A 17,341-nucleotide genomic window follows, 5' to 3' on the forward strand; every position below is an offset into this window, starting at 1 on the left:
CGGATACGCGCGGAGTCTCGGCGGGGTAGAGGGCGCAGCACGCGTTGAAGGAAGGGTGCGGAACACGAGAGGCCCGTCTGCGCAGCCGACGTCCGGCAAGGGCCGCGCGTATAAGCCGAAGGCGAAAGCGAGCGGAGCGCAGCGGGAGTCCGAGGGGCTCGTAGTACCGGGGAGGGAGGCGACGAATAACGCCTCCGGAGGGAAGGGGCCCTGCTTTGGTAAGGCTTCAGCGGGAGGTAAGGGCGAGGGCATGGTTCGGCTCACCGGACCCAATCACCCCGTTCGGCAAGGGCCGGACGAGAAAGTCCGACGACTCCAGAGGAAGCTCTACGTCGCAGCCAAGCAGCAGAAGGGGCGCCGCTTCCACGCGCTGTTTGACCGAATCCACCGGAGTGACGTCCTGTGGGAGGCGTGGAGGCGGGTGCAACGAAACAAGGGCGCCGCTGGCGTGGATGGCGTCACGCTGGAGGCGGTGGAGCGGTACGGCGTCGAGAAGCTGCTGAGTGAGCTTCAAGACGCGCTCCACGCAGGCCGGTACCGGCCCCCGCCGGTACTCAGGCGGTACATCCCCAAGGCGGACGGGAAGCTGCGGCCGTTGGGGATTCCGACGGTCAAGGACCGCGTCGCGCAGATGGCGGCGAAGCTGGTGCTGGAGCCGATATTCGAGGCGGACTTCCTGCCCTCGTCCTTCGGCTTTCGGCCCCGGCTGGGCACCTTGCAGGCGCTGGAGACCATCCGCGAGAAGACCAACGGCGGACGGGACTTCGTGCTGGATGCGGACATCCGCGACTATTTCGGGAGCCTCGACCAGGGGTTGCTGATGGAGCGGCTGGAGGCCCGTGTCTGCGACCGGAGGGTCCTCAAGCTGGTGCGTGGCTGGCTCCGCGCAGGGGTGATGGAGGAGGGCCGGCACTCCGAGACAATCTCGGGGACGCCGCAGGGGGGAGTCATCTCCCCGTTGCTCTCCAACATCTACCTGCACGACTTCGACTCCGAATGGCAGCGCCAGTGCGCACGGGTGGGCGAACTGGTGAGGTACGCGGATGACTTCGTGGTGCTGTGCAAGGACCGCGAGGCAGTCGAGGAAGCCGAGCGGAGAGTCAGAAGTCTCTTCGAGCGGTTGAAGCTGACGCTGCACCCGGAGAAGACGCGGAAGGTGGAGCTGAGCGACGGGAAGCAAGGCTTCGACTTCCTGGGTTGCCACCTGCACAAGCGGATGTCGGGGAAGCTGTGGGAAGAGAAGCGGATACGCCGCTACTACCTCCACCGGTGGCCCTCGAAGAGAAGCATGGTGCGGGTGAGAGCCAGGACGAAGGAGCTGACGGACGCGAGGCTTGGCGGGGTGAAGGACGTGCGGGTGGTCATCGCCGCCCTGAATCCCGTGCTCCGAGGATGGGGCAACTACTTCCGCACCGGGAATGCGGCCCGGAAATTCGCCCAGCTCGACAAGTATGTAGAGCGGAAGCTGACGCGCTTCATGGTCCGCCGGTACGGGCGCAAGCTGAGGCCCGGGCAGGTGAATCAATGGACGCGTGAGTGGTTTGAGGGACACGGCCTGCACCGATTGCGCGGAACCATCCGCTACCCCAAGCCGTGCAAGCTGCAACGTGAACAACCATCGTTAAGCCGTGTGCGGGAAATCCGCATGCACGGTTTGAAAGGAGGCGGGTGGAAACGGAACGCTTGAGCGTCACCGCGCCACCCATCTACCAATGCGGACGCGCACCTTCGCCCTCCTCCGCTTCGGCTTCGAGGAGATGCGGCTCCACCGCATCGAGGCCCACGTGGACCCGCGCAACGAAGCGTCACTGCGCGTGCTCGAACGCGCCGGCTTCCAGCGGGAAGGGCTGCTGCGAGACCACTACGCCGAGGGCGACACCTTCCGCGACAGCATCATCCTCTCGCTGCTCGAAGGTGAGTGGCGCAGGTGACGACTCAGCCCTGGGGGCCGCGCCTCACGGGTGGCTCGGGCGACACCCGTCACGGCCCGGACTCCAGGTCCACCTCCGTCCGCTCTCCGGCGACGACGTCGAGGTCCTTCCGGAGCACGTCGCCCGTGGGCGTCCGCGCCGAGAGGACATGCGAGCCATGCGGGAGCTTCACGGGCCCACGCAGCGGGGCCTCGCCCACCTCCACGCCGTCGACGAAGACGCGGGCTCCCGGCGGGGCGAAGATGGTCACCTCGGCCTTGCGCACCTGGAGGGTGAGCTCGCGCGTCAGCGTCTCTCCCGCGGTGACGTGGACGTCCTCCTCCAGCGCGTCACATAGCGGGTTGTCGAAGCGCAGCCGGTGCGAGCCGGGCGTCAGGCGCACCTCGCGCACGCGAGGCGTGTAGCCCCGGCTCTCTCCGTCCACGAAGACCTCGGCCCACGGGCGCGTCACCACCCGCAGGGTGGCATGGCCCCGGGCCTCCGCGGGCGCGGGCGCGGCGGGCACCGGTGTCGCGCGGTCGGGAGCGCTGTCCGTCGCAGACGCGGCGCCCCCGGCGCCAGCTTCCGCGCCCGCTGGTGGCACGTCACCGGGAGGCGGGGATGCGGAGCCCGTGCTCGCGGGCGAGGTGCCGGTCCGCTGACGCGGATTCCCCGTGGACGGAGTCTTCGTGCGCCGGGAGCGCGCGGCATTCAACGGAGGCACCGGTGGGGCGAACGGCGCCGGCCCGGTCTGGTCGATGCCGGGCTCCTGCGGGCTCGAGTCCGGGATGGGCTCGTACTCCTCCGGGAAGGGACGGGCCTTGACCGACGGCAGCGCGATTGCCACCTGCGGCGGCCGCGTCTCGCTCCAGGCCCAGTACCCCGCGATGCCCAGGAGGGCCGCGAGCGCGACGCCCCCGACGACGGCCTTGGAGCGCTCCGCCTTCGGCCGCGCGCGCAGGAGCTCCAGCACCTCGGACGAACCGGGCCGGAGCACCAGCGCTTCGTTGAGCAGCCGCGCGGCCTTCGCGCCCTCGCCTCGCGACAGCAGCGCGCGGCCCTCGTCGAGCAGCCGCTGGAATCGCGCTTCGCTCCAGCGGGCGGCATACGCCTCGGGCCCCAGGAAGAACCGTCGCGACGCCTCGGCGGGAGGGCCCGCGAGCTGCTGCACCACGGCTTCGAGGCTCGCGGTCAGCTCCGTGCCATTCGCGGGGCGCTCGCGCGCGTCGCGGGCGAGGCACCGGTCCACCAGCGCGCCGAAGGGCTCCGGTGTCCCCGGGACGGCCTCGCACAGCGGCATCGCGTCCTTCGTCATCACCGAGACGGCGAGGTGCGCGCTCCCCTGCCCCGCGTGCGGCGTCGTGCCGCTGCACAGCTCATAGAGGATGACGCCCACCGCGTAGACGTCCGACGCGGGAGACCAGGCGCCGGTGTCGATGCGCTCGGGCGCCATGTACGCCAGCGAGCCGGTGATGCCGCCGGTGCTCGTCAGCCGCTCCTGGTCCGCCAGCGCGGCGATGCCGAAGTCCGCGAGCTTCAGCGGGCCACCCTCGGACACCAGCACGTTCTCCGGCTTCACGTCGCGGTGCACCACGCCCCGCGCATGCGCGGCCTCCAGCGCGCGGGCCAGCTCCCAGCCCAGCACCGCCGCCACCTCGGGAGGCACGGGGGCGAGCCTCCGCGCCAGCTCGCGCAGATTCTCTCCCTGCACCCACTCACACACGAGGAACGGACCGCGCACCGCGTCATCGCCGAAGTCGTGGACCTCCAGGACGTTGGGGTGCTTGAGCGACGCGGCCAGCTCGGCCTCGCGGCGGAAGCGCTCCGCGCGGCCTCCGTCCTCGCCGGGGTGCATCACCTTCACCGCGACGCGACGCGACAGCCGGAGGTCCATGGCCAGGAAGACCGTGGCCATGCCTCCTCGCCCCAGTTCCTGTTCCAACTGGTAGCGGCCGGCCAACAGTTCGTCGCTCATCGGGGCGCGCAGTCTAGAGAGGCCGGGAGGGTCGGGCAATCGAAGGTGTCAGGGCAGTGGGCACACATGCAGGCTGCCTCCCGGCGCCGGCTGGCATGAGCCTGTCGCGCCGCCTGCCCTGGCAGCCTGCATCCGTCACTTCCTCGGGCCGGACCTGGATGTCGAGCGGGCAGCCGGGCAGCGCCACGAGGACGAGCGGCGCGAGGAACCACGGGACGGGGGAACGCATGGCGGGGCGAGGAGTACTTCGGGTGGTGGGCCCGAGGCCAGTCATCCGTCAGCCTTCTTCACCCAGGTAGCGGAACACCGAGCGCAGCCCGATGCCGAGCGCCTTCGCCGCCTCCTTCTTGCTGCCGCCGCTGCGGGCGATGGCCTCGCGCACATAGCGTTGCACGAAGGCCTCACGGGCCTCGTCCAGCGGCAACAGGGGCGTCGCGTCCGCCTCCAGCTCCAGGTCCTCGACGCCGATGAGCTCGCCGGACGCGAGGATGGCCGCGCGCCGCACGCGGGACACCAGCTCGCGCACGTTGCCCGGAAAGGGATGGCCCCGCAGTGCTTCCGTGGCCTTCTGCGTGAAGCCCCTCGCGCGCCGGCCCTCCTGCTTCAGCACGTGGTGCGCGATGAGGAGCACGTCGTCGCCGCGCTCCCGCAGCGGGGGCACGTCGACGCGGACTTCATCCAGCCGGTAGAGCAGGTCCTCGCGGAAGGTGCCCTCCGCGACGCGCTCCTTGAGGGGCTGGTGCGTGGCGGAGATGACGCGCATGTCCACCTTGCGCGGGCGACTCTCACCGAGGCGCGTCACCTCGCGCTCCTGCACGACGCGCAGCAGCCGGGACTGGAGGGCGAAGGGCATGTCCCCGATTTCGTCGAGGAAGAGCGTGCCGCCGTCCGCCGCCTCCACCAGTCCCGCCCGGTCCGTCCCCGCGCCGGAGAAGGCGCCGCGCGCATGGCCGAACAGCTCGCGCTCGATGAGGGACTCGGGCAGGGCCGCGCAGTTGATGGCGACGAGCCGTCCCCGCCGGCCGCTGCGCCGGTGCAGCGCGCGGGCCACCTCCTCCTTGCCCGTGCCCGTCTCGCCCTGGATGAGCACGTGGAGGGAGGTGGGGCCCAGCCGCTCCACCTGTCGGTAGAGCTCGCGCATCGTTGGGGACTCGCCGATGAGCCCCTCGAAGGTGGCGGCGGAGATGCGCTGCGTGAGGCTGTCCACACGGGTGCGCAGCTCCGTCAATTCGTGCGAGGTGGCCAGCAACAGCGCGGCCAGCGAGGACAGGGCCATGGCCTCTTCGAGGTGCACGGCGGAGAACGGAGCGTGGCCCACGCGCCGGCCCAGGTACACGGCCCGCAGCGGCGCCGAGCCCACGCGCAGTGGGAGCACCAGCGCGGACGTGAGACGCAGGGCCACGACACTGGGCGCTCCGGCGAGCGCCGCGTCCGACGCCACGTCCGGTACCAGCACGGGCGCGCCCGAGGCCACGACCTGATTCACGAGGCTGTCCACCACCGCGGCCTCCGGCACCGAGCCGGTGGCACAGAGCACCTGTCGCCGCTCTCCTTCCACCGACACGAGGAAGCCCACGTCCGCGCCCGTCACCTCCACGAGCCCGCGCATCGTCACATCCAGCAACTCCGTCGAGGGGCGTTGCACGAGGAGCCGCGAGGCGAAGCCCGTCAGCACGGAGACGAGCTGTCCTCGTGGGGGCGCCTCGGCACCGGGCCGTGCTACCGCCGGAGTCTCTTCGGAGACTGTGAGCGTGAGCGTCGCGCGTCCCACGACGAAGGCATCACCCGGGGACAGCGGAGCCAGCTCCACGCGCTTGCCACGCATGCGCACGTCACAGCCCTTGCTGGCGGCGGACACCGTCCAGCCGCGCTCGTCGCGGAAGAGCAAGGCATGGCTGGGCTTCACGCCAGACTCCGGAAGCACGACATCACAGGCGGGGTCCGAGCCCACGGACACCACGGGTTTCTCCAGCGTGACGCGGCGGCCATCCGACAGGGTCAGCAGAAACGGCATGGGCTCATAGACAAAGCACGACCTGCATCAGCGCCCAAGAGGGTGTCACGCTCGTTCCTCCTCGGGCCTATCCAGACGACCCATTCCCATCTGGAGGTTCCGTCCTGATGCGCCCTGGCATCGCAGCGCTCCTCGTGATGACGCTCTCCCTCGCGTGCGCGGGCCCTCGGGCGAAGTCCAAGGAAGGAGCCACGTCGCAGCCACTCCTGTACGAGACGTACACCGTCGGCGGTGACACGCCGGAGGGGCTGCTCGTCGCACTGCACTACTCCGGCGGCACGCCTTCCATGTGGAAAGAGCACATCCAGGACTGGGGCGCGCCCGTGCGTGTGCTGCTCCCGCGGGGCCCGCTCCCGCGCCGGCAGGGCTTCACCTGGTTTGCCCCCGAGCACGAGCAGAAGGACGAGACCGCGAAGCTCGCGGACGTGGAGCAGATGGCCGCGCGCGTCGCGGACCTCATCCGCGAGGTGAAGCGCCAGCACCCCGAGATTCGCCGCGTCGCGGTGACGGGCTTCTCCTACGGCGGCGACCTGGCCTGGCTCCTCGCCGTCCGCTACCCGGACCTCGTCAATGCCTCCGTGCCCATGGGGACGCGGCTGCTCGGAGACCCCACCCGGCCACTGCCCGAAACGAGCCACGTGCGGGTGCTCCAGGGTGAAGCCGACGCCATCATCGACGCGAAGAAGACGGCCGCCCGCGTGGACGCGCTGAAGGCGGGAGGCGTGCCCATCGACATGCTCACCTACCCCGGCCTCGGCCATGACATATCGCCGGAGCTCATCCAGGACTGGCGCGCCTTCCTCCGGCAGCAACTGAGCGGCGAGGGCTGATGTCAGCGCCGGACTCCGGACGGCACGCATGTCCGTCCGGAGTCCCAATCCCAGCCAGTCGCTACGGCCGCGCCTGGGCGAGCATCCAGTCCCAGAACGACTGCTGGCCGTACGTCTCGCTCCAGCCCGTGTGCCCCGAAACCCCGAGCACGACGAAGCGGGCCAGGTTCGTCCCCGTGGCGACGAAGCCCGTCTGCGCTGTCCAGAGCTTCGTCGTCTTGTCGAACAGGTACGTCTGCGTATAGCCGGGGGTCGTGACGCTCACCAACTGGTTGGCACCGTAGTTCTTCGTGTAGGCAAGGAGCCACGACTGCTGCGCGCTGAGCTCGTTGGAGCTGCTCGTGCTCCAGACGGGCACGTTCACGAGCTGCGTCAGCGTGTTCCCCGGAGCGCCGATGTTGGCGGCGATGGGAGCGACGGCCGCCAGCTCATTCCCATACAGGGCGGCATACCGCCACGACCCCCAGCCGCCCAGGCTCAGGCCCGTCAGGTAGATGCGCTTGGGGTCCACCCGGTAGTTCGCGACGATGAACTGGATGAACGGGCGAATCTCCGTCGGCGAGTAGTTGTCGTAGCCCTGCGGCGCGAAGATCATCGCCTGCTTCTGGCCGAAGTACGTCTTCCACGTCGCGCTGTCGCGGATGTTCTTCAGCGCGCCGTTTCGCGTGACGACGTCCAACAGGACCGTCTCGGTGGTGGCCCGCCCGAGCTCGCCCACGCCGTTGAGGTGGATGATGGTCGGGTAGAGCTGCGTGGACGTCAGGTACCCGGGAGGCAGGTACTCGACGTACCCGAGATTGGCGCCCGAGCTGCTCGGCAGGCGCGCGACGAGCTGGTCCTCGGTGGTGATGCTGAGCGCGGAGCGCTGGGTGCCCAGCCCTTCCGCTGACGTCTCTTCGGGGCCGGGACCGCACGCCGCCAGGAAGCCCACTGCGACAACGCAAAGGACGACACTTCTCATGGAGCACCTCTCGAGGTGGAGTGCTGCGTTCGATACGGTAGTTTCATAGATGCAATTGAAACAAGATTGCACATTGCGATTCCCGGGAATGGGACCGGGGGCAGCTCGCGGAAAGCCTTTGCGTGGGCGTATGCTCATCACGCCGTACTTTTCCGCTGGAGCAGTGCCACACGTTCGGAGGCTCCGTTCCCATGCGTCACAAGACCGTGTCCCCGCCTCGCAACCTGCTGGTCATCATGGTCGACCAGATGCGCTTCCCCCGCTTCCCGTACGGTCCGGAGGGCGGCTTCGCGGAGCCCCTCAAGGAGCTGCTCGGCTTCCAGCCGCTGCGCGAGGACAATCCCTATGCCTCGCTCTTCCCGGGCTTCGTGAAGCTGCAGCGCCACGGTGTCGTGCTGCGCAACCACACCATCGCCTCGTCGGCGTGCATCCCCAGCCGCACCGCCATCATGACGGGGCAGTACGGCACTCGGACGGGCGTCACCCAGACGGATGGCCTGTTCAAGAGCGCCGACGCCGCGGCCTTCCCCTGGCTGCGGGCCGACGGCATCCCCACGCTGGGCCACTGGTTCCGCGCCGCGGGCTACCGCACGCACTACTTCGGCAAGTGGCACGTCTCGAATCCGCCGGAGCACTCGCTCATGGCCTACGGCTTCGAGGACTGGGAGTTGAGCTACCCCGAGCCGCATGGCTCCAGCCCCAACAACCTCGGCTTCTACCGGGACTATGGCTGTGCCGACCTGGCCTGTACCTTCCTGCGACGCAAGGCCCTGTCGCTGGAGGTGGACCGGACGCAGGCCGCCGCCACGCAGCGGGCGCCGCGCCAACCGTCACCGCCCTCCGAGCAGGCGCCGTGGATGGCGGTGGTGTCCTTCGCCAATCCGCACGACATCGCCACCTACCCTGCCCTGCCTCGCACCGTGGACCCGGATGCGCCGCCCGCGGGGCCGCTGCCCATTCCCGCGAAGGGCACGCTGTCCACGACGCCCTCGGGCGGCACGTTCCGCTTCCCGCTCAACCCCGCCGGAATGAAGGCGGAGTGCGCCCGGCCTCCGCCGAAGGCGGCGATGGCGCTCGGGCCCGACAAGCCGTCGTGCCAGCTCGACTACTCGTACAAGGTGGGCCTCGGGCTCGCCGCGAAGACGGGCATGGGCGCGCTGCGAGGGCTCCTCTCCGCGGGCAAGACGCCCGACAACCCCGAGGCCGTCGCGCTCGCCGTCACGCTCGCCTCCAACATCCCCTTCCAGTTGACGGTGAACCCGGAGGCCTCCGTCGCGGCCTTCGTGCAGTACTACGCATACCTGCACCAGGTGGTGGACGGGCACATCGCGCGCGTGCTCTCGACGCTGGAAGAGGTGGGCCTGCAGGAGGACACGCTGGTCGTCTTCATGTCGGACCACGGCGAGTACGGCGGCGCGCACGGCATGATGATGGAGAAGTGGCACGCGGCCTACCAGGAGGCGCTGCACGTGCCGGTGGTGTTCCGTCACCCCTCGCTCAACACGGACCTCGCGCCCCGGCAGGTGGAGGCACTGACGAGCCACGTGGACATGGTGCCCACGCTGCTGGGCATCATGGGCGTGCAGGGCGAGGCGTTGGACAAGGCACGCGAGGAGCTGCGCCTGCACCGGGTGGTGCCGCCCTTCGTGGGCGTGGACCTGACGCCCGTGGTGAAAGGCGAGGACCGCGTGGCGCGCGAGCCGGACGGCACGGAGCGCGCGGGCGTGCTCTTCGCCACGGATGACGAAATCACCGAGCCGCTGCCGGTGGATGGCGACCCGCACTCGGTGCAGGACCTGGAGAACTACGCCTTCTTCTGCAAGGTCGTGGACCTGCTGCGCACCGGGAGCAACGGGAAGCTGCCGCCCGCCATGCGGGTGCCCGAGCTGGCGCCGGGGCCGGTGCGCCAGCCGAACCACATCCGCTGCGTGCGGAGCGGCGCGTGGAAGCTGGCTCGCTACTTCGACCCGCACGGCCAGGAGGCCGACCAGTGGGAGCTGTATGACCTGGAGGCGGACCCACTGGAGTCCCACAACCTGCTGGCCGTCAACGGGCCCTTCCCGGCACTGGCGCCCACGGTGCCGCCCCAGCGCCGGGCCCAGGTCTCCGAGAAGGCCACGGAGCTGGGCGCGCTGCTCGCGCGCTACGAGAAGGAGAAGCTGGCGCCCTGGCCCCAGGCGGCGCGCACGAGCGCCGTGGGGACCGGGCAGTAGGCACGGCGGACGCGTTCCAACACGAGAAGGAGAGCTGAGATGGGAATCACGATGTCACCGCAGGAGTACGCCACGGCGTTCCGCCTGCTCGCGACCAGCGCGCGGCACCCGGAGAACATCGAGCAGGCCGTCAAGGAGCGAGTCCTCTCCCACCTGCCCGAGCAGCCCACGCTGCTCGACGTGGGAGCGGGCTCGGGCATGGTGGCGGAGCGGCTCGCGCCGCACTTCAGCGCGCTCACCCTGCTGGAGCCCAATCAGAACCAGATTGCCGGGCTCCAGCTCGCGAAGGCGAAGGTCCTCGTCGAGCCGTTGGAGCGCTACCACGCGAGCGAGAAGTTCGACTTCGTCCTGTGCTCGCACGTCATGTACCACGTGCCCCACTCCGACTGGGCGGGGTTCATCGACCGGCTGCTCTCGTTCGTGCGGCCGGGTGGGTTCTGCATGCTCGTCATGGCCGCCGCGCGGGGCCCCATGTTCGAGCTGTGCAGTGACTTCTCGGAGACGCTGCTCTTCAGCGAGCAGGTGGCGGCCACGGTGCGGCAGATGCGGCTGCCGCACGAGGTCCTCCCGACGATGGCCGGGTTCGTCGCGCGGACCTTCGAGGAGATGTACACGCTCTGCCGCTTCTTCGTGCTCGAGGGCTGTTACACGGCGGAGCAGCTCGCGGCCATGAGCGAGGACGCGGTGCAGAAGCTCGATGCGAAGATTCGCGTGCACGCCGAGCGCTGCCGGGGCGCGGATGGCGTGTACCGGCTGGGGCAGGACGAGGATTTGATCCTCATTCCGAAGTCGTAGCCCCGCCCGTCGGATTCCATCCACCGGGAGACGCATACACACACCTCCGTGAGGCCGCGAGGTTGAGTGCGCGACAGCCCACGGAGGGCGGGCCCATCCCGCCCCTTCCACCGCGTCTATCATTGCCGACGCGGTTGGAGCGGGGGGCTCTCCGTGGAACGAATCCTCATCGTCGATGACGAAGTACAGGTGTGCCGCTCGCTGCTCCGGCTCTTCCGGCGGGAAGGATTCGAGGTTGAGACAGCGGAGGGAGGACCCCAGGCCCTCCTCATGCTCGACACCTTCCGTCCCGACGTCGTGCTCTCCGACTTCCGGATGCCCCGGATGAACGGCGCCGAATTGCTGATGGAGGTCCGGCTCCGGTTCCCGCGCACGCTGCGCATCATCCTCTCCGGCTACTCCGACCTCACGTCCGTCATGGCCTCCGTCAAGGACGGCGAGCTCTGTCGCTACATCACCAAGCCCTGGGACAACGACACGCTGGCCCCCGCCATCCGCGCCATGCTGACGCCGCCCGCGGCGGGTGAGCGCTCATGAGCCGCGCGGCTCCGTCCCCGTCGGAGCTGGCGCGGCGCAACTTCGACGCCCGGGCCCTCGTCGGCGCCGCCCTGCTGTGCGCGCTGCAGGTCATCACCAGCTACGGCCACGGCTTCGAAGTCGCCGAGGTGGCCGCCCTCCTGGTCGCCAAGGTCCTCTTCAACACCTGGGTGGACCACTGGCTCATCCCCCGCATGGGAGGCACAGCGGGCGAGCGGGTGCGCACCGCGGTGAACACGGGCGTCCTTCTCCTCTTGGGACACCTCCAGTCCTGGTCGCTCGTCGTCTGGCTGTGGCTGCCCTTCAACGCGATGATCGCCGACGAGAAGCGCGCCCGGCGGGCCGTCCTCAACCTCGCGTTCCTCGTGGTGTGCGTGGACGTCATGGCGCTCATTCAAGGTGCCCCCGTGGCGCTGCCGCTGGGCTTCAGCGCGCTCACCGGCATCTGCTACCTGTTGGCCCAGGCCCGGCAGGGCTTCATCGAGAGCATGCTGCTGGAGCGCGAGCAGCAGAACGTCCAGCTCCAGCATGCGCACCGGGAGATGGAGGCCCTGCACCAGCGCGCGGTGATGCAGGAGAAGCTGTCCAGCCTGGGCCTGCTCGCGGCGGGCATCGCCCACGAAATCAACAACCCGATGAGCTACGTCACCAGCAACCTCAAGGAGCTGATGGCGGACCTACCGCGCCTCGCCACCTCGCCCGAGCTACTGGAGGAGTACCGGCGGGACATCCTGCCCGCGACGCTCGACGGGCTCCGGCGCGTCAACTCCATCGTCGCGGACCTGCGCCGCTTCGCCCGAGGTGACCCGGAGAGCCTGGAGGAGTACGACCTCAACGAGGAGGTCCGCGCGGCGGCGCGCATCGTCCAGAGCCGCTTCACGCATGACCGCGAGCTGCGCCTGGAGTTCGGCGAATTGCCGCACCTGCTCGGCCGTCCCCGGCAGATTGCCCAGGTGCTCGTCAACCTGATGATCAACGCGGCGGAGGCGCTCGGAGAGACGGGCAACGTCACCGTTCGCACCGCGCTCGACGGCGAGCGAATCCAGGTGACGGTCCGCGACACCGGCGTGGGCATGGACGAGCAGACCTTGAAGAACCTCTTCCAGCCCTTCTTCACCACGAAGCCGGTGGGACAAGGCATGGGGCTGGGGCTCGCCGTCGCCCACGGCATCATCCGCTCGCACGGCGGCACCATCTCCGTGGAGAGCACGCCGGGCAAGGGGACGTGTTTCACGCTGAGCCTCGCCCAGTTCCCTCCCCCGGGCCTGGCCCCGGCCCACCCGCTCCCGGACGAGCGTCCCGCTCACGCCGCGAACCCCTGAGCGAAGGACATCCGGACTCCCTGTTTCCTTCCACGCGCCGGTCCGCCGCGATTTTCGCGGCTGGTACCGCGCGGCCGAAGGGTGAGTCATGTTCGTCGAGTCACGGAAGGGCCGGGCCCGGAGTGTCGTGCCGTCGTGGATGCTGGGCGTCGCCAGCGCGGGGCTGCTCGCCGCGTGCAGCGGAGGTCCCGAGGCTGCTCCAACCCGGCGGCCACGATTTCCAACTCGGGCTCGGCCGAGCAGCGCTTCCTCACGGGCAGGTTCAACAACGACGGCCTGACGGACGTCGCCATGGCGTACCGCGGCTGGACGAGTTACCCGCTGTGCTACTCGACGGGCTCCGGCTGGTCGTGCGCCACTCCGGCGGCCACCGTGTACACGTGGGGCTCGCCCGAGGAGCGCTTCCTCACGGGTGACTTCGATGGGAATGGGCTGACGGACATCGCCCAGGCCTACCGCGCGTGGAGCAGCCACCCGGTGTGTCTGTCCACGGGCGGCGGCTGGTCCTGCTCCAACCCGGGGGCCACCATCTACAACTCGGGGAGCTCCGAGGAGGACTTCATCACCGGCGACTTCAACGGCGACGGCCGCAGCGACATCCTCCAGGCCTACCGTGGCTGGGCCGCGCTGCCGACGTGCTACTCCACGGGCACGGGCTGGTCCTGCGCCGTCAACGCGGCGTCCACGTACAACTCGGGCTCGCCGGAGCAGCAGTACCTCACGGGTGACTTCAACGGCGACGGCCGCACCGACGTCATCCAAGTGTACCGCGGCTGGTCGAGCTACCCCGTGTGTCTGTCCACGGGCACCGGCTGGAGCTGCGGGAGCTGGGCCGCCACCATCTACAACATCGGCACGTACTGAGCTGAGTCGCTGGAACCTCCCCGCGGGAAAGCGCGGGGAGGCTGGCGCCGGGCGGTCAGTAGATGGTCCCGAACCTCCAGGACAGGAGGAGGAACCGGTCTCCAATATCCACCTTGGGGTGGACGACCATGGGAATGGCCAGCCCCAGCTCCAGGCGCTCGAAGAGCACCGCCGAGAACCGCACGTCACCTCCATAAATCAGTGACACGTCGGAACGCACGGCGTTCTCGCGGGTGCCAGCGATGCCCGAGAGTCCAGCCTCGAGGTCCACCAGCCCGCGCTTTCCCCCGACCCTCCAGGATGCGCCCAGCGTCGCATCCCACTCCCTCCCGCTCCATTGACGCGGGGGCACTCCGCGCAACTGCAGTCCGAGGCGGAGATTCCAGTAGAACCCGGTGTCGACCTTGCGCGAGAGGAACATGAGCCCCTGGACTTCGGGGCCACCCACCACTCCCACGCCAATCATGTAACGGAAGCGCAGCGTCGCGTAGCTCGCGTCGAGCAGAGCACCCGCGGCGTAGCTCGTCGCCCGGCCCTCCCAGAACGGCTGACTCCACCACATGCAATCCAGCCGCTCCTCCAGCCCCGCGACTGCGCATTGGCCCAGCTGGCCCACGCCATAGCTCTCATCGAAGCAATAGCCATCACCCTTCGGCCACCTGGCCTGCTTCTCATCGAGCTGGTGCTCGAACATGGCAAGGTGCTCTGAAGGAGACTTGCTCGCGAGCATGCTGTTGCGTGGCAGTTCCTGGCTCGCCTGGAGGGCCCTCGCGACGAACTCGCCAGCGCCGGCGTCCAGCCCGAAGAGTTGGTCGGCGACCACGCAATCCGTGTCGCGTCGTACGAGCTTCGCGTAGCACTGCGCCAGCCTGGCGTCCGTGAAGACGGCGCTTCGCACGGTGTCGGCGCTGCGCCGGCCATTCTCCTGCAGGAACTCCAGCGCATCGAGCTGCCCGCGAATGTAGTCGTGGGTCCGCAGCCCCTTCGACACGAAGCCGGAGAAGTTGACCACGTGCTCCCCGCCCAGGGAGTAGGCACGCCGCGGAATCTGGAGGCGGAGGGCCACGCCAGGGTCTTCGCGCAGCACCTGCCCCAGGTGAAGGTCGGGAACGGTGCTGGTGAGACCTCCGACGAGCCGCCCGTACGTGGCGAGGACGCCGGGTTTCTCCTCCCGGGCCTGGAGCGTCGCCTCGGAGCCCTGCACATCCGGGTCGAGATATAGAATCCGCGTCGAGTCTGGCAGATGCTTGCCCTTCATGAGCCGCAGTGCCAGGGCCACGGGGTTGTTCTCGAGGATGCCTCCGTCGACGAACTTCGTCGTCGTCCGCTCCGGCGCGAAGACACCGGGGGTCGGCTCGGGATGATGGAGGCGGAGCTCCCTGGGCGCGAATGCCAGGGGGAAGGCCCCTGAAGCCGAGAGGATGTTCTGGAGGGTGTTGCCCTTACCGATGAGCGGAAGCTCCTTGTCGCAGGAGTTCGTCAGACAGGCCACGGGGCCCGACCTGCACTCCAGTGAGTGCAGGTCATCACAGGCAAAGGCCGAGCGAATCAGCGTGGGCGTTTCTCGGTAGTGAGGCTGCCCCAAGCCGTCCACGCCGACTTCGAGGTGCAGGGTCTCGGTGAGCTGCGCGAGACCAATCTGCCCACCCACATTCCGGTCGCCGAGCTGCACCTGCCGCTCATCCAGGCGGGTGGCCGTGACGCCCCACCACGTCGGGGACGGCGACGCACGGCCCGGCCGGCATTGGGTGTTGATATAGGTCGCCACACTTTCCACGGCGCTCCCGATGGCGGCGTCATCAAAGGCATGCAGTCGTGGCTTCCGATCCGCGCACAGGATGGGAAAGACGGGATTGCCATCCCGGGTCAGATTCTTCCAATCCAGGTCTTCAACCCATACCTGATAGAATGGGCTGTCCTGCATGGCAGAGGAAAGGCAGCCCTTCTGGAGCGCGAGCGCCGCGACGAAGGCATTGGTGGCTCCAGCGGAAGCTCCGGTGACGACGGGATAGGTGCATCCCGCGTCTCCGCATTGGCTCAGCCACCACCGGGTGTAGACGTCCAGGAAGCCCGCCTGCCATGCGCCCAGACTGACGGCGCCACTGACGACGAGAACCGGCGGTGTCTCGCCATCTCCCACAGGCACAACTTCTGGTGTGGGCTTCTCCTGAGCGGATGCGTGAAGAGAAAGCAAAAGAACGCAGCACGGCAAGGTGCGTAACATGATGTCCCCCCCAACACGGGTCGACGAAACGCTACCAGTGTTGTGTGGGCGCAATTCTAGTCAAGAATTGCCGGCGTGTCGGCGCGTCAGAATTGACCCTCTGCGCGGAGCGCGTCCGACGCGGCGCGCGGGCACGAATGGCGCTCGCGCTGGTGCTGCAAGACGCCAAGGACCGCGGCGACACGGATTGGCGCGACATTCTGCGTGACCTGATCGATCGGCTTACGCGCCCATCGACGGTCTGAGCCCGCCAATGAGGTGCCCGCGTGGGGGAGATGCCGGGCCGTCAGAAGTACTCGGGATGCTCGGCGGCCAGCATCTCCTCCAGCGCGCTCACGTCCTTCAGCAGGTGGTGTTCTGGCGCGATGTTCCTCGCTGCATCCCAGCACCGCCAGGCATCACCCATCTCCCAATCGGAGACGCAGATGTCTCCCAGGTCCTTGTAGGCGCCCGTGAAGTACGGATTGGCCTCGATGACCTCGAGCAGGAGCGCGCGCGCCGCCTGGGATTCACCGAGGGCACGGCGTGCCCCTGCCTCGAAGCTCATGAGGACATGCGCGCGGCGTCCCGCCGACGCCCGAAGCTCGACGAGCGCCGAGGCCATGGCGGCAGCGGCTTCCTTGTTCCTGCTGCTTGGAGGCTGCGACATGACCTCCCGGAAGCGGCGCACGTCCGCGTCAGGGAGGTCCCGCACGAGCTCTCCCAGCCCCGGCACCGTTTCACCGGTCTCCAGCGTCAGCTCGAAGAGCGCGAGCACGCCTTCGAACTTGCGGCCGGCGGCCACCGATTCCTTCACTTCCTGCTGCCGCCGCGTCCTCACCTCGTCGCGGTCAGGGGCGGCGCCGAGGGTGACTCGCTCCAGGATGGCGTCGTCCGGCAGCCCTGGCCCTCCTCGCACCACGCGGCGATGACCGTCGAGCGGAAGCGCGGTGTCCGGCACGGCGTTGGTGGACAGGAGCCGCAGCGTGAAGGTCTCCGCGGGCCAGCCGCGAAGCTCCCGGGCGCTGTAGCGGATTTCGCGCGGCACACGGCGCTCCGAGGCCAGCCGCTCGAGGATGAGCGGATGGCCTCCAAAGCGATAGCGCAGGAACTGGACGAACTGTCTGCCCATGTCGGGCTCGACGCCGGTGCCGTCGTTCGAGGTCGCGAGCAGCCGCCGTCCCGAGGAGGTGACATACACCGTGCGCCCCGCGTCCGATTGGACGGCGATGTCGCTCTGCTGCTTCTTCCCGGAGAAGATGGACCGCAAGAATCCGCCAGGCCCGCTGCTCCGCGACTCCGCGATCGTCCTTCCCCGCGCCTTGTCGAGCACCGAGAGATGGTGCTCCATGATGACGGGCTCGAAGTCCGACCCGTCACCCTTCCCGGCCTCGATGATGGAGCGGCCCATCTCGCGGTTGGGCAGCTCGAAGTGCCGGAAGCAGACGTCCGCGTACAACGACTCGTCGACGTAGGTCCTCGTGCCCTCGTCGAGCTCGATGCGGCGCCGGCGGGCGAAGTCCAGGAGGACCTCCTGCTTTTCGGGCTCGCGATAGCCAATCCATTCGCGCCGCAGCCGGACCTGGACTTCATAGGTCCGCTCGGGGACGGGAGGCTCATCTGGTTTGTGCCTGCCGCCGGACTCCGTGACTTGCAACTTCAGGTCGAGCCCCATGTATCCCCTGCTGTGCCCCTCTCCAACCGGGCGTTGAGTCGA

The 17,341-nt window shown here is 68.9% G+C and carries 13 protein-coding genes and 1 pseudogene; 8 read left to right on the forward strand and 6 right to left on the reverse strand.

What is annotated here, in order from left to right; all coding sequences use genetic code 11:
* Window positions 1-421: 421 nt before the first annotated feature.
* Window positions 422-1,687, forward strand: a complete 1,266-nt coding sequence (ltrA, locus tag ACVTJA_RS31015) for a group II intron reverse transcriptase/maturase (protein WP_465825123.1) — start codon at window positions 422-424, stop codon at window positions 1,685-1,687.
* A gap of 25 nt (window positions 1,688-1,712) precedes the next feature.
* Window positions 1,713-1,931 carry a GNAT family N-acetyltransferase gene (locus tag ACVTJA_RS31020; protein WP_465825125.1) on the forward strand — a complete coding sequence of 73 codons (219 nt, stop codon included), beginning with the start codon at window positions 1,713-1,715 and terminating at the stop codon, window positions 1,929-1,931.
* Between the two features lie 49 nt (window positions 1,932-1,980).
* Here ACVTJA_RS31020 and ACVTJA_RS31025 read toward each other — a convergent pair whose 3' ends face one another.
* Both ACVTJA_RS31025 and ACVTJA_RS31030 read right to left on the reverse strand, forming a co-directional pair.
* Complete coding sequence (locus ACVTJA_RS31025; protein WP_465825126.1) at window positions 1,981-3,885, reverse strand: serine/threonine-protein kinase; 1,905 nt, start codon at window positions 3,883-3,885, stop codon at window positions 1,981-1,983.
* 277 nt (window positions 3,886-4,162) lie between these two features.
* Window positions 4,163-5,899: a sigma 54-interacting transcriptional regulator gene (locus tag ACVTJA_RS31030; RefSeq protein WP_465825127.1), complete on the reverse strand. Its 1,737-nt coding sequence runs from the start codon at window positions 5,897-5,899 to the stop codon at window positions 4,163-4,165.
* Between the two features lie 107 nt (window positions 5,900-6,006).
* Here ACVTJA_RS31030 and ACVTJA_RS31035 point away from each other — a divergent pair, with 107 nt between their 5' ends.
* A complete protein-coding gene (locus ACVTJA_RS31035) occupies window positions 6,007-6,729 on the forward strand; it encodes an alpha/beta hydrolase (RefSeq protein ID WP_465825128.1) in 723 nt (240 codons plus the stop codon).
* Between the two features lie 61 nt (window positions 6,730-6,790).
* Here the strand turns inward: ACVTJA_RS31035 and ACVTJA_RS31040 are convergent, their stop codons facing one another.
* Window positions 6,791-7,690, reverse strand: coding sequence for a carboxylesterase family protein (locus tag ACVTJA_RS31040; protein ID WP_465825129.1), 900 nt, complete (start codon window positions 7,688-7,690; stop codon window positions 6,791-6,793).
* 191 nt (window positions 7,691-7,881) lie between these two features.
* On the opposite strand from ACVTJA_RS31040, the gene ACVTJA_RS31045 reads away from it, so the two are divergent.
* The 5 genes from ACVTJA_RS31045 (at window position 7,882) to ACVTJA_RS31065 (ending at window position 13,421) form a co-directional block, all read left to right on the forward strand.
* Entirely contained in the window at window positions 7,882-9,903 is a 2,022-nt protein-coding gene (locus tag ACVTJA_RS31045; RefSeq protein WP_465825130.1) for a sulfatase-like hydrolase/transferase, read from the forward strand.
* 39 nt (window positions 9,904-9,942) lie between these two features.
* Complete coding sequence (locus tag ACVTJA_RS31050; protein ID WP_465825131.1) at window positions 9,943-10,698, forward strand: class I SAM-dependent methyltransferase; 756 nt, start codon at window positions 9,943-9,945, stop codon at window positions 10,696-10,698.
* A 153-nt stretch (window positions 10,699-10,851) separates the two neighbouring features.
* Window positions 10,852-11,235 (forward strand): response regulator, encoded by a 384-nt coding sequence (locus ACVTJA_RS31055; protein WP_465825132.1) that lies wholly within the window; start codon window positions 10,852-10,854, stop codon window positions 11,233-11,235.
* Window positions 11,232-12,557 carry a sensor histidine kinase gene (locus tag ACVTJA_RS31060; RefSeq protein WP_465825133.1) on the forward strand — a complete coding sequence of 442 codons (1,326 nt, stop codon included), beginning with the start codon at window positions 11,232-11,234 and terminating at the stop codon, window positions 12,555-12,557. Before ACVTJA_RS31055 ends, ACVTJA_RS31060 begins: the two co-directional genes overlap by 4 nt.
* Window positions 12,558-12,692: 135 nt before the next feature.
* Entirely contained in the window at window positions 12,693-13,421 is a 729-nt protein-coding gene (locus tag ACVTJA_RS31065) for an FG-GAP repeat domain-containing protein (protein ID WP_465825134.1), read from the forward strand.
* Between the two features lie 55 nt (window positions 13,422-13,476).
* Here ACVTJA_RS31065 and ACVTJA_RS31070 read toward each other — a convergent pair whose 3' ends face one another.
* The 3 genes and pseudogenes from ACVTJA_RS31070 to ACVTJA_RS31080 all read right to left on the reverse strand — a co-directional run bounded on the left by ACVTJA_RS31070 (window position 13,477) and on the right by ACVTJA_RS31080 (window position 17,299).
* Complete coding sequence (locus tag ACVTJA_RS31070; RefSeq protein WP_465840770.1) at window positions 13,477-15,189, reverse strand: hypothetical protein; 1,713 nt, start codon at window positions 15,187-15,189, stop codon at window positions 13,477-13,479.
* Window positions 15,190-15,339: 150 nt separating this feature from the next.
* Window positions 15,340-15,645, reverse strand: a pseudogene (locus tag ACVTJA_RS31075) (hypothetical protein); the annotation flags it as partial.
* Window positions 15,646-15,931: 286 nt separating this feature from the next.
* Window positions 15,932-17,299: a hypothetical protein gene (locus ACVTJA_RS31080; protein ID WP_465825135.1), complete on the reverse strand. Its 1,368-nt coding sequence runs from the start codon at window positions 17,297-17,299 to the stop codon at window positions 15,932-15,934.
* Window positions 17,300-17,341: the final 42 nt, after the last annotated feature.

The organism is Pyxidicoccus sp. M6, from assembly GCF_055568925.1.

Bases quoted from the DNA above. Each gene is read 5' to 3' on its own strand.
- ACVTJA_RS31030 (WP_465825127.1), bottom strand. From the start codon at position 5,899: ATGCCGTTTCTGCTGACCCTGTCGGATGGCCGCCGCGTCACGCTGGAG.
- ACVTJA_RS31080 (WP_465825135.1), bottom strand. From the start codon at position 17,299: ATGGGGCTCGACCTGAAGTTGCAAGTCACGGAGTCCGGCGGCAGGCAC.
- ACVTJA_RS31035 (WP_465825128.1), top strand. From the start codon at position 6,007: ATGCGCCCTGGCATCGCAGCGCTCCTCGTGATGACGCTCTCCCTCGCG.
- ACVTJA_RS31020 (WP_465825125.1), top strand. From the start codon at position 1,713: ATGCGGACGCGCACCTTCGCCCTCCTCCGCTTCGGCTTCGAGGAGATG.
- ACVTJA_RS31040 (WP_465825129.1), bottom strand. From the start codon at position 7,690: ATGAGAAGTGTCGTCCTTTGCGTTGTCGCAGTGGGCTTCCTGGCGGCG.
- ACVTJA_RS31050 (WP_465825131.1), top strand. From the start codon at position 9,943: ATGGGAATCACGATGTCACCGCAGGAGTACGCCACGGCGTTCCGCCTG.
- ACVTJA_RS31025 (WP_465825126.1), bottom strand. From the start codon at position 3,885: ATGAGCGACGAACTGTTGGCCGGCCGCTACCAGTTGGAACAGGAACTG.
- ACVTJA_RS31060 (WP_465825133.1), top strand. From the start codon at position 11,232: ATGAGCCGCGCGGCTCCGTCCCCGTCGGAGCTGGCGCGGCGCAACTTC.
- ACVTJA_RS31045 (WP_465825130.1), top strand. From the start codon at position 7,882: ATGCGTCACAAGACCGTGTCCCCGCCTCGCAACCTGCTGGTCATCATG.